General features: G+C 52.5%; 9 protein-coding genes. 3 read left to right on the top strand and 6 right to left on the bottom strand.

All coding sequences use genetic code 11. The features are described 5' to 3' along the window. Nucleotides 1-55: 55 nt before the first annotated feature. The gene (locus BLX24_RS10815; RefSeq protein WP_071503131.1) at nt 56-1,177 is read left to right on the top strand and encodes a Gfo/Idh/MocA family protein; all 1,122 of its coding nucleotides are present in this window, start codon (nt 56-58) and stop codon (nt 1,175-1,177) included. Between the two features lie 115 nt (nt 1,178-1,292). Next, the gene (locus BLX24_RS10820; RefSeq protein WP_445422155.1) at nt 1,293-5,024 is read left to right on the top strand and encodes a PVC-type heme-binding CxxCH protein; all 3,732 of its coding nucleotides are present in this window, start codon (nt 1,293-1,295) and stop codon (nt 5,022-5,024) included. A gap of 9 nt (nt 5,025-5,033) precedes the next feature. Here BLX24_RS10820 and BLX24_RS10825 read toward each other — a convergent pair whose 3' ends face one another. From BLX24_RS10825 to BLX24_RS10835, 3 genes are all read right to left on the bottom strand, one after another. After that, nucleotides 5,034-5,777, bottom strand: a complete 744-nt coding sequence (locus BLX24_RS10825; RefSeq protein ID WP_083421907.1) for a sensor histidine kinase — start codon at nt 5,775-5,777, stop codon at nt 5,034-5,036. A gap of 185 nt (nt 5,778-5,962) precedes the next feature. Next, complete coding sequence (locus BLX24_RS10830) at nt 5,963-6,409, bottom strand: hypothetical protein (RefSeq protein WP_071503133.1); 447 nt, start codon at nt 6,407-6,409, stop codon at nt 5,963-5,965. Between the two features lie 67 nt (nt 6,410-6,476). Next, entirely contained in the window at nt 6,477-7,016 is a 540-nt protein-coding gene (locus BLX24_RS10835) for an RNA methyltransferase (RefSeq protein WP_071503134.1), read from the bottom strand. A 66-nt stretch (nt 7,017-7,082) separates the two neighbouring features. Here BLX24_RS10835 and mutS point away from each other — a divergent pair, with 66 nt between their 5' ends. Further along, the gene (gene mutS / locus BLX24_RS10840) at nt 7,083-9,797 is read left to right on the top strand and encodes a DNA mismatch repair protein MutS (RefSeq protein ID WP_071503135.1); all 2,715 of its coding nucleotides are present in this window, start codon (nt 7,083-7,085) and stop codon (nt 9,795-9,797) included. Nucleotides 9,798-9,924: 127 nt separating this feature from the next. Here mutS and BLX24_RS10845 read toward each other — a convergent pair whose 3' ends face one another. The 3 genes from BLX24_RS10845 to BLX24_RS10855 all read right to left on the bottom strand — a co-directional run bounded on the left by BLX24_RS10845 (nt 9,925) and on the right by BLX24_RS10855 (nt 12,979). Continuing rightward, on the bottom strand, nt 9,925-11,343 hold the full coding sequence (locus BLX24_RS10845; protein ID WP_071503136.1) for an alpha-amylase family glycosyl hydrolase: 1,419 nt from the start codon (nt 11,341-11,343) through the stop codon (nt 9,925-9,927). 33 nt (nt 11,344-11,376) lie between these two features. Continuing rightward, nucleotides 11,377-12,051, bottom strand: coding sequence for a ribulose-phosphate 3-epimerase (gene rpe, locus BLX24_RS10850; RefSeq protein WP_071503137.1), 675 nt, complete (start codon nt 12,049-12,051; stop codon nt 11,377-11,379). Nucleotides 12,052-12,253: 202 nt separating this feature from the next. Beyond that, the gene (locus tag BLX24_RS10855; protein ID WP_177225820.1) at nt 12,254-12,979 is read right to left on the bottom strand and encodes a SanA/YdcF family protein; all 726 of its coding nucleotides are present in this window, start codon (nt 12,977-12,979) and stop codon (nt 12,254-12,256) included. Between the last annotated feature and the right edge of the window lie 17 nt (nt 12,980-12,996).

A 12,996-nucleotide genomic window follows, 5' to 3' on the forward strand; every position in this document is an offset into this window, starting at 1 on the left:
CGTTTATTCATAGACCAGATCACGTACTTAAAAGCTTTTTCCCCTTTTTTTCACTATGTCGAAGATTAATATTGCCATTGTCGGTCTTGGTTTCGGTGCCGAATTTATCCCCATCTATCAGCGTCACCCAAACGCCAATATGTATGCTATCTGCCAGCGGAACGTTGAAAACCTGAACAAAATCGGCGATGCCTTTGGTATTGAAAAACGGTACAGCAACTACGACGAACTGCTGGCCGACCCGAATGTAGATGCCGTACACATCAACTCGCCGATTCCGAACCATGCCGAGCAGAGCCTGAAAGCCCTGCGCGCGGGCAAACACGTTGCCTGTACCGTTCCGATGGCGACCAGCGTTGAGGAGTGCCTGGAGATTGTGAAGGTGTGTAAAGAAACCGGCAAAAAATACATGATGATGGAGACCGTGGTTTATGCCCGCGAGTTTCTGTTCGTGAAGGAATTGTATGAAAAAGGCGAACTGGGCAAAGTCCAGTTCCTGAAAGCAAGCCACCAGCAGGACATGGACGGATGGCCCGACTACTGGCCGGGCCTGCCACCGATGCACTACGCAACGCACTGTGTCGGGCCGGTTGCCGGGCTGCTGAAACTCGACGCTGAATACGTATCCTGCTTTGGTTCCGGAACAATCCGCGAGGAGCTGGCAAAAATTCACAACTCGCCGTTTGCTATTGAGTCGGCACATATCAAATTCAAAAACAGCGACTTATCGGCCTACGTCTACCGTTCGTTGTTCGATACGGCCCGGCAGTACCGTGAAAGTTTTGAAGTCTACGGTTCGAAAAAGTCGTTTGAATGGCCGCTGATCGAAGGCGAAGATCCGGTGATTCATACGGCGAAAAAGCCGGAGCACGAAATTCCGGAGCATGTTACCGTCCCTGATTATGCCCACCTGCTGCCGGAAGAAATTCAGCCGTTTACCACCAAAGGGGTCTATGACATGGACGAACAGCAACACTTGTCTTTCACACAGGGCAGCGGCCACGGCGGGTCACACCCGCACCTGGTGCATGAGTTCCTGACGGCGCTGGTCGAAGACCGTGATCCGTTCCCTAATGCCGCTCAATCGGCCAACTGGACATCGGTTGGTATCCTGGCTCACGAATCTGCCCTTGAGGGCGGGGCTATCAAGCACCTGCCTGATTTCTTTGCCATTTAGCCCGTTTTTGTCAGGCCCGGACCGGGCCTGACAACATAAACCCGAAGTCAACCTATCAACCAACATGAACAGACACTCTTACGGTGTATTGCTCGGGTTACTGTCGCTGACCCTGATGTATTGCACCCGGAAACCTTCGAGTAATCCGCGTGACTTTGGCGGTCGTCCGTCAAATACAGTGAAAACAGCCGCCGCTCAGCCGGCTGCACGGCGTACTGAAATCCTTTTCTTAGGCGATAACGGCCATCACCGGCCAATCGAACGGGTTCCGCAACTGATGGCCGCACTGGGGAATCGGGGAATCAACATTACGTATACCGACAAAATGGAGGACATCAATCCTGAAAATTTGTCGAAATACGATGGTTTACTGATTTACGCGAACTGGGATACCATTGCCAAACCGCAGGAAAAAGCCATTCTTGACTTTGTGGCATCGGGTAAGGGGCTGATTCCGGTTCATTGTGCGTCATTCTGTTTCCGCAACTCACCGGAATACGTAAAAATGGTGGGTGGTCAGTTCTGGCGCCACCGGATGGATACCATTCAGACCCTCCACGTACAGCCCGACCATCCGGCCATTATGGGCCTGAAACCGTTTAAGGCCTACGACGAGACATACCTCCACGAAAAGCTGCAGCCAGATAACAATGTGCTGGCTGTCCGCGAAATCAAAGCCGATCAGGCAAAAGATAAACCGGATCAGAAAACAGAACCCTATACGTGGACACGGACGCACGGCAAAGGCCGGATTTTTTACACGGCTTATGGTCACGACGAGCGTACGTGGGGTCAGCCGGGTTTCCAGGACCTGATGGAAAAAGGCATTCTGTGGGCTGTTGGCGATGCGGTAAAGAAACAGCACGACGCCCTGAACCCGCAACCGTTTACGTATGGAGAAGCACGGCTTCCGAATTACGAAAAGCGCCCCGGACCGCAACTCCGCCAGAACCCGCTTTCGCCGGAAGAATCGGTAAAACAAATTCAGGTACCGGCCGATTTTACGCTGGAAGTATTCGCCCATGAACCGGATGTGATGCACCCGATTGCGATGACATGGGATGAGCGCGGACGCCTGTTCGTTCTGATTACCAAAGATTATCCGAACGAACGTAAGGAAACCGGCGGCAGCGACTACATCCTGATGTGTGAAGACACCAACAAGGATGGCAAAGCAGATAAATTTACGCGCTGGGCCGACGGACTAAGCATTCCGACCGGCATGGTGTTTGCCAACGGCGGTCTGATTGTTTCCCAGGCGCCGCACATGCTCTTCCTGAAAGATACCGACGGCGACGACAAGGCGGATACCAAAAAGATTCTGTTTACCGGTTTCGGTACGTTTGATACACACGCGGGTCCGAGTAATCTCCATTATGGATTCGACAACTGGGTCTGGGGTTGCGTAGGCTACTCAGGCTTCCGGGGCAAAGTGGGGCAGGCCGACAGCCTCCGGTTTGGTCAGGCATTTTTCCGCTTCAAGCCGGACGGCTCAGAACTCGAGTGGATTACCAGCACCTCAAACAATACGTGGGGCTTCGGCTTTAACGAAACCGGTGATGTATTCGGCTCAACGGCCAACAACTCACACGGCTGGTATATGGCCATTCCGCACCGGTATTTCAACTCAGCCCCGGGCGTCAACAACGGCAGCCGCGGCACCGATTCGCATAAAGACATGAAGCCGATTACGCCGCGTGTCCGTCAGGTTGACGTATTCGGTGGTTTTACGGCCGCCGCCGGGCATAACTTCTATACGGCCCGTGCCTATCCGAAAAACTACTGGAACCGGATTGCCTTCGTGGCCGAACCAACCGGCCACATCCTGCACCAGAACGTCATGGTGAAAAAAGGTACCGACTACGAAGATGCCGAAGGCTTTAACCTCCTGGCAGGTGCCGACGAATGGGTATCGCCGGTGTTTGCCGAAGTGGGCCCCGACGGAGCCGTGTGGGTAGCCGACTGGTACAGCTACATTATCCAGCACAACCCCGTTCCGGAAGGGTTTAAAAACGGAGCGGGTAACGCCTACGAAACCGAACTGCGCGACTTCACGCACGGCCGTATCTACCGCGTTGCCTACAAAAAAGCACCAGCCTATACGCCGTTATCGCTGAGCAAAGACCGGCCGCAGGAGCTGGTCGCTGCCCTGAAAAACAACAACATGTTCTGGCGGATGCAGGCCCAGCGCCTGCTGGTCGAACGGGGTCAGAAAGATGTAGTGCCGCAACTGATTGCGCTGGTCAACGATACGTCGCTGGACGAAGCCGGTATTAACCCATCGGCTATCCATGCCCTGCGGACCCTCGAAGGCCTTGGTGCACTGACCGATCCGCAGGTACAGCAGGCGGTGGTAAACGCACTGAAGCACCCGTGTTCCGGTGTCCGGAAAACCGCTATCCAGATCATTCCGCGTAACGAATCATCCCTGAACAATCTGCTTCAGGCCAATACGCTGAACGATAAGGAACCACTGGTTGTCCTGAACAGCATTCTGGCAATGACCGAAATGCCGCTGACGCCTGCTGCTGAAACGGCCGTACTGACCCGCCTGACACAAGCCACTGAAGCCAACGACCGTTGGTTACCGGATGCCTTTGCCTGTGCCCTGACCGCGCAGGATGGTAAACTGATGCAGGCGTATCTGAAACAACTGGCGGCTCAGCCTAAAGCCATGCCGGCCGGTCATGATCACTCAGCCATGAACCATGCCGGACACGGGCAGACCGCTGCTGCGGCCACGACGGTTACCCCAACGGGCGACAAGCCGGATCTGGTGATTACCGACATTAAAATGGACCCTGTCTCGCCGTTTGTCCGCGAAAGCACATCCATGACGGCCATCGTAACGAATCAGGGCGGGGTTGCCATTCCGAAAGGCACCGTGATTCCGCTGGCGATCCGCATTGAAGGCCAGGGACGCAAGGTAGAAATGGTCAGCGTCGCCTACAAAGACGGGATCGAACCGGGCCAGAGCGTGGGAATCCGCCAGACCAACAACGGTCCGTGGACCGGTGGCATGGGCTTCGGTTCTGACATTGCCGGCGACTATACGGTTTCGATCGTCGTTGACCGTGAAAACGTCATTGCCGAGACGAAGGAAAATAACAACCAGATTTCCCGTAAGCTGACCTTCCGTCAGCCGCAGAAACTGGCGACCTTCGCCCTGGAGCGTGCCGCGCGCAGCTATGCGTCAACCGCACCGGCCGAATCAGTTGTCAGCCTGTTCCGGCAGGCACAGCAACTGGGTACAGACGACAGTCAGGCAATGGTAAAAGGGCTGTCGGAAGGCTGGAATCCGCGCAAGAAAGCGACCTTGTCGGCCGAAGACAAAACGTTTATGGCCAGCCTGAGCAGTTCACTGCCGGAAGAAAGCCGTAACCGCATGGGTCGCCTGCTCGAAGCATGGGGTGTACGCTCGGCCAACGACGATCTGGATCCGAATGCGCAGGTAGTCCGGATGAAAACGATCCGGGAAGAAATGAAATTCGACAAGAAGGAGTTTACCGTAACGGCCGGCAAGCAAGTTGTGATTATTCTGGAGAACCCGGATGCGATGCAGCACAACCTGGTCATCGGCAAGCCCAAAACGCTTGAGGTGATCGGTGCCGCCGCCGACAAGATGATTACCGCCAAGGATGGCGCCGAGAAGAACTACGTACCGTCGATTCCGCAGATTGTAGCCAGCACGCCATTGGTGAATCCTGATCAGACCTACCGGCTGATTTTCACGGCACCGGCACAGGCAGGCGAGTATCCGTTTGTCTGTACATTCCCGGGCCACTGGCGCATCATGAACGGTGTGATGAAAGTCGTAGCACCGGCACAGGCGACAAACGCAAAATAAGCAGCCGGTTTACGCCGGCTGGAAGGGCAGTGAAGTGAAGGACGCATTCGGGACATGGATGCTGAATTCGCTTCCCTGCCCTTCTTTGCTGTTGAGGGTCATATACCACTGGTGTGCTTCCATGATTTCCTGCACATAGCTCAGGCCGAGGCCAAATCCTTTGGCGCTGACATGTTTCTCCCCAACCCGGAAAAACGGTTCAAAAATACGGTGCTGCAGCGATTCCGGAATTCCGATGCCATGATCCCGGACCGAGATCGTCAGCTCGTTTTCGGTAAGTGTTGTGGCAATACAGATATCCGGCTTACCGGCGCTGTATTTAATGGCGTTGTCGAGCAGATTATGGAGCACATTGGTCAGATGCAGTTCATCGGCCAGAATCCCGGGCGAGGCCCCTTCGAGCGTACAGGTGACGTACCCCTCATGCCGTTCGAGTACTTTCCGGATGAGGTCATGAACATCTACCGGTGCCACACAAACGAAAAGCTCATTGCGATGTGCACGGGCGAGCCCCAGAATGGTCTCCACCTGATGCTGAAGCCGTTCTGTTTCTTCACGAATTATCCGGACATACTTTTCCTGGCGTTCAGCATCGTCGCGGGCAATCGGCGATGCCAACACATCTGCCGCCATCCGTATTGCGGCAATCGGTGTCTGAAATTCGTGGACAAGCGTTTGCAGGGTATCTAACGGAATAGACACCGCACCTGCCACTGCTTGTTGATCATTCTTCGATGCAGAGAGATTGCGCATGAGCGGTTACAGCCGTTTCCCTAAAGAAACCGTTCATGGATAATTAATAATATCCTTGTATCAGTAACAGACGATATAACAGGCCAAAAGTCACTATAAAATTATAACAACAACTAATATAAAAGTACACAAAATAACCCGTTTGATGGTCAAACGGGTTACTTAATGAACAAGAAAGTATTGGTTTATACCGTTGCTTCTTCTTCCTTATCTGCTGATTCAGAGCGTGGTCCCTTACGCGGTCCCTTCGTAGAAACGGCTGTCACCGTATCTTCTGCGGGGGGCAAAACACTATCTACCGGGTTAATTTCTGTTGGCGTAATGGAGTTAATGGGCAGCGCGGCCAGATCTTTTTTCTTTTTTTTGGCTGTGCGCTTAGCATTTTTCAAGGCCTTGGCCGCATTTTTCTCCAGCTTATGCGCTTCCTTTTTGGCTTTCTTTTTAGCCTTTTTCGCATCTTCGTCTACTTTTTTTTCAGCTTTACGGGCAATCTTCGTCAGCTTCCCGGCCAGTTTCTCAGCTGCCTTCTCAATTGCCCTGGTTGCTTTTTTAGCTAATGCCGATCCAGTGCTAACTTTTTCCGAAATTGCCGCCGAAAGGTCCGCAGACAATTGTTTTTTAGTGGTTTTCATGATACCCTGTTATATAAAAAAATCTGCTAATAAATAGGGATTTATTTACGAATTCAAAATAGTTGTGTTAAGCTTTTGTTATATTTTTAGAAATAAAATCCCAGCAGACCACACCGGCCGTTACAGCGATGTTGAGTGAATGTTTGGTGCCAAATTGGGGAATTTCGAGCACAATATCAGCAGCCTCAACAATTTCTTCACATACGCCGTCAACCTCATTGCCGAACACAAATGCATACTTTTTGTTACGTTCCGGCCTGAAATCTGACAGAAAGGTACTTCCTTCGGCCTGTTCGACGGCACAAATCACCCAACCTTCCTGCCGAAGCCTGCCGGTCAGCGCCACAATATCCGGTGCGTGCTCCCAATCAACGGATTCGGTAGCGCCTAACGCGGTTTTGGTAATGTCGCGGTGCGGCGGGGTTCCCGTGATTCCGCATAAATACAGGCGTTCGGCCCGGAAAGCGTCAGCTGTTCTGAATACTGACCCGACATTGTTCAGACTCCGTATATCATCCAGAATCAGGCAATAAGCGAATTTATCAGCTTCTTTATAAGCATCGACCGAAAGGCGGTTTAGCTCGTCCAGACTTAATTTTTTGGGCATTTTTCGTTAAATTTGAAGAATATTTTCTGCAAAAGTAGCTGCTTTATGGCAGCATGTACACGATAAATGGCACGTCCTTCTTCTAAAACCGAAACAGCCGGCAAGCCGAATAAACAAGTTAAAGAAACACCGCTCAATCGTCAATACAACCAGATCAAAGCCAAGTATCCCGGAGCGCTCCTGCTTTTCCGTGTGGGCGACTTCTACGAAACATTTGGCGATGATGCGATTAAGGCCAGCCGGATTCTGGGAATTACCCTCACAAAGCGCAATAACGGCGGGGCGCAGGAAGAACTGGCGGGCTTCCCGCATCACTCCCTCGACACCTACCTGCCTAAGCTTGTCCGGGCGGGTGAACGCGTGGCCATCTGTGATCAGCTGGAAGATCCGGCGGCGGCGAAAGGTATCGTCCGCCGTGGTGTTACCGAACTCGTTACCCCCGGCGTATCATTCAACGACAATGTACTGGACACCCGCCGCAACAACTACCTGGCTTCCATTCACTTTGGAAAAAGCGTCGGTCAGGAAGACCAGTTCGGGATTGCGTTTCTGGACATTTCGACCGGCGAGTTTCTGGCTTCGCAAGGCAACGCGGCTTATGTCGACAAGCTCCTGCAAAGTTTCAACCCCTCTGAGGTCTTGTATTGCAAACGCAACCGGAATGAATTTGCCACCCTGTTCGGCGGTACACCGGCGGCCGACAAATTCCATACGTTTACGCTCGAAGACTGGGCCTTTACCTATGACTTCGGCTATAATTTTCTGAAACAGCACTTTCAGACCACATCGCTGAAAGGGTTTGGCATTGAGGGATTGCCCGACGGCATCATTGCGGCCGGTGTCATTCTGCATTACCTCAACGAAACCGAACACCGCGATCTGCAGCATATCCAGCGCATCACCCGGCTGGAAGAAGACCGCTATGTCTGGCTCGACCGGTTTACGATCCGTAACCTCGAACTCGTTGCGGCCCAGCAGGACGGCGGTGTGCCGCTGATTCAGGTGCTCGACCAGACCGTTACGCCGATGGGTGCCCGCCTGCTGCGGAAATGGCTGATGCTGCCGCTGAAAGACCGGGCCCTGATTGAGGAACGGCTAACCCTAGTTGAGTTGCTACACGAAGAACCGGAACTGGCCGACACCCTGATTGGTCATTTAAAGCAAATCGGTGACCTGGAACGGCTTATTTCGAAGGTAGCTGTGCGCCGGATCAATCCGCGGGAAATGGTGCAGCTGAAACGGTCGCTGCAGCATGTACTGCCGATCAAGGAACTGCTGATTACCGCCCTCACCCTGCCCGCCTTCACCGAATCGGCGGAGGACGCCTCTAAAGCCAAGTCGCTCAAAAAATACGCAGATCAGCTGAATACGGTGTCGTTTTTACTTGACCGCATCGAAGCCGAACTGCGCGACGATCCGCCGACCCTGGCTAATCAGGGCGGTATGATCAAATCAGGAATCGATCCGCAGCTCGACGAACTGCATGCCCTGGCCTATTCGGGCAAAGACTACCTGCTTCAGTTACAGGACCGCGAAATTCAGCGCACGGGTATTACCTCCCTGAAAATCGCTTACAACAAGGTTTTCGGTTATTATCTGGAAGTAACGAACGCGCACAAAAACCGCGTGCCGGACGACTGGATCCGGAAGCAAACCCTGGTCAATGCCGAGCGATACATCACGCCCGAGCTGAAAGTCTACGAAGAAAAGATTCTGAATGCCGAAGAGCAGATTTTCGGCATTGAGCTGCGGATGTTTAACGAGCTGGTGCTGGCCGCCGGCGAATACGTTGCGGCTATTCAGCAAAATGCCCGTGTGCTGTCGGTACTGGATGTTTTGTCTTCCTTTGCCAACGTAGCCCAGAAAAACCGGTATGTACGCCCGGTCATGACCGACGGTAACGTGCTCAACATTAAGGATGGCCGGCATGCAGTCATTGAGCAGCAATTGCCCCCCGGCGAAGCCTACGTCCCGAATGACATTTACCTGGATGATGAAACCCAGCAGATTATTATCATCACGGGGCCCAACATGGCCGGTAAATCGGCGCTGCTCCGGCAAACGGCGCTGATCGTTCTGATGGCGCAGGCAGGGTCATTTGTTCCTGCTTCGGCAGCCGAAATCGGCCTGGTCGACAAAATATTTACCCGCGTCGGTGCCTCCGACAATCTGTCGCGGGGCGAATCGACGTTCATGGTCGAAATGACCGAAACGGCCAGTATTCTTAACAACCTGAGTAACCGAAGCCTGGTACTGATGGATGAGATTGGCCGTGGCACCAGTACGTACGATGGGGTATCAATTGCCTGGTCTATCGCCGAATACCTGCATAACCATCCGCAATGCCGCGCCAAAACCTTATTTGCCACCCATTATCACGAGCTGAACGATCTGGCTAATGATAATCCGCGGATTAAAAACTACAACGTGGCCGTCAAGGAGATGGGGAATAAGGTGTTGTTTCTGCGGAAGCTGAAAGAAGGCGGCTCTGAACACAGCTTCGGGATTCACGTCGCGCAGATGGCTGGTATGCCGCCGGGTATCGTGCAGCGTGCCAACCAGATTCTGACTCAGCTGGAATCGTCACACGGCCGCGAAGAAAATAAGGAACGGATTAAACAGGCAGTGCCGGCAGAACGGGAACTGGCCCTGAAAATATTTGAGGCCGGCGATCCGAAAGCCGAACTGATCAAGGAAAAACTCCGGGCAATCGACGTAAACCGGCTGACACCGATCGAAGCACTGCTGAAACTAAACGAACTGCTGAATCTGGCGGAGTAAATGTATCAACGCCCGGAGTCAATGACACCGCGCTGTTTTTTTCTGGTCTGATCCCACAAAACCAGGCGCGGCGGCTAATGACCTGAAATCATTAGCCGCCGCGCTTATAAGCTTATCTTTTACGTGTCTAGTTGGTATATACGCGGTACTCCCAGGGCTTCAGCGAGAAGGACATCCCGGATTTCAATTCGGTAGGCTGGCGGGTGAAAATTTCGGTATAAATCCCGTCAAACCCCTCACCGGTCAGCCGGATCAGTTGTGGCTGGTCGGTCAGGTTCGTGATCACCACAATCCGGTCGTTTTCTTTCACCCGCGAGAACGCATACACGGCCTCATCGTGGTCTGTCGGGATTTTGTTGGCTCTGCCACCGGCAGTGCCGTTCCAGAGTGCGCGGTTACGGTGTTTCAGCGTCAGCAGCGACTTATAAAAGCCGGCCTTACTGTAATCGCCCCACGAAATCGGGTCGCGTTCGCTGAGCGAAAGCCGCTTCTCCAGACTGGCCTCCATGCCGTTATAGACCAGCGGCATGCCTTCCAGCGTACTCGTCAGGACCACAAACGTTTCTGCGCCCTGGCCAAAGATTTCCTTCAACGTACCAAACTTCCGGTTGATGTCCTGATTCTGCGTAAAGAGCATCTGGAAGTACCAGGGCGGAAATTTTTTCCGGTTATGGGCAATCAAGGTATCAATCGACGTGGCCGGACGGGCTCCCTGCGCAATAGCCTTGAGAACGGTATACATCCCCCAACCATAGTTCATATTAAACGTGCTGAATTGGTTAGGGTCATCCTCCCATTCAGCCAGCATAAACATGGTTTTTACGGAATCGAGCGCCGGACGGGCCTGGGCCCAGAAATCGCCGGGAATCATCCCTGCAACGCCGCAGCGGAAACCATCAATATCGCACTCCTTTACCCAATACTTCATGGCTTTGATCATCTCAAGACGCATGGCCGCATTGTCGTAATTCAGATCGGCCACGTAGGTCAGATCCGAGGGTTTGCCTTTGTCATCGAGCGGGGAGGCGATTTTACCGTTGATTTTGGTGTAAAATTCAGGATGAGCCTTTACCCATGGATGCTCCCAGCTCGTGTGGTTTGGCACCCAATCCATAATTACCCGGAGACCGAGGTCATGGGCCCGCTTAACCAGCGCTTTAAAATCGGCGGTCTCACCATAGGCAGAATCAACTGCCATATAGTTGGTGACGGCATACGGGCTGCCCAGGCTATCTTCCGGTTTTGCCTTGCCTGATGGGTGAACCGGCATAAACCATAAGATGTCAACGCCCAGTTCTTTAAGCCTTGGTAACTGTTCTTCTACAGCCTTAAACGTGCCTTCCTGTGAAAACTGACGGATATTAACTTCATAAATCGTTGCGTTCCGCGCCCATTCAGGCATAGGCGGCTTAGCCATATTCCCCGCCAAACTGGAGTCAGGTGTTGTTATGGTTTCTGCTTCCTGCGAATCACTTCCCGATTTCCGGCAGGCATTCGTCAGCATCAGCAGCCCGAATACACTTGCCAGCAATAATAGCTTTTTCATCTTGATAGTTGAGGCCGGCCCCGTTCAGTTTGTTCAGACAATTAAAGGCTGTGGGTGCACTTTTAACTGACGGATGGCTTCATGTGGGTCCTTTGCCGCAAATACAGATGTACCGGCTACCATGACGTTGGCTCCGGCTTCAGCCAGCATGCCGGCATTATCCAGAGTAACTCCCCCATCAACTTCAATCAGAATAGTTGTCTGTCCGGTTTCTTCGAGTAACCGGCGCATTTTGCGCACTTTCGGAACCGACATCGGAATCAGTTTCTGCCCCCCGAACCCCGGATTGATCGTCATTATCAGGACAAGATCAATCATATCGAGCACATCTTCCAGCACGGTCACGGGAGTCTGCATATTCAGCGCAACACCGGCCTGGCAGCCGGCTTCTTTAATCTGCGCTAATGTCCGGTGGAGGTGTGTACAGGCTTCATAATGAACCGTAATGGAGGCAGCACCTGCCCTGGCAAACTGCTCAATATAGCGTTCAGGCTGCACAATCATTAAATGTACATCGAGCGGCTTTTCTGTATATTTCTTAACCGCTTCCAGCACCGGAAAACCGTAAGAGATATTGGGGACAAAAACCCCGTCCATAATGTCAATATGCAACCAATCGGCATCACTCCGGTTTATCATCTCTACATCACGTTGCAGATTTGCAAAGTCGGCGGCCAGCAGAGATGGCGCAATCAAAGGGAACGTCATACAATAGTTGTCAGTTTACAGGTACTGGTAGCCATTTGTCTGTTATTCTCTTGAGAAACAACAAATAACCAATCCTTGTGAACTGAATAAAAGTTTGCTGTAAAACTACTGCTTTTTACCGGGATTGTTACAGGAATTTGTGATTTGGATCGTTTCAGTCAACGGAACTTGAGCGCACTTACGCTTGGGGCGGGCCTGTTAATCATTGAGGCTCAGCGGGCTTCCATTTCATTTTGAAGGCTTCATTTCCTGCTTTTGTCTGCGGGCGCAGTAAGTGTACATCCAGCATGGCCAGCGGGCGGGCCAGGTACTCACGGATCAGTGTGCGCAGGGAATACCCGTCAGGAACATCCTGTGCGGCAAACGCAATCGCTTCGACTCCCTCATGGTTGCCGATATACAGGGCACGGGCATTATGGAAGTTCTGCGAGATGACGGTGATTTTATCTTTATGGAAAACCTCCTTGCAGCGGACAACCGAGTCAAACGTCCGGTAGCCGGCGTAATCAAGGATCAGTACATCTTCGGGTATACCCAACCGCCGCAGTGCCCGCATCATGTCTGCCGGTTCATTGTAGTACTCCGAATCGTTGTTACCGCTGAGAATAATATACTTGATTTTTCCTTCTTTCCAGAGCAGGGCTGTGGCTTCCATCCGGTAACGGAAAAACAGATTTTCCTTGCCGCTCCGGACAAACTTACTGGTACCTAACACCAGCCCGACATCATTGGCGGGAAGTCGCTGCAGATTAAAATAGATCTGTCCCTCTGTACTGTTCACTACCCACCAATTGCAGAGCAGCACGATCAGCACAAGCCCGAAACCAAAGGCGATGCTGCCCTTGATCAGCCGCTTGACAAACCGAACCGGAAAACGACGCCTGGTTTCGTCTCCGCTATAGTCAGTAGTGAACAGTGTCGGGTTCATAACATCTATCGGGTTAT

It is taken from the genome of Arsenicibacter rosenii (assembly GCF_001870735.1).
Lineage (GTDB): Bacteria > Bacteroidota > Bacteroidia > Cytophagales > Spirosomataceae > Arsenicibacter > Arsenicibacter rosenii.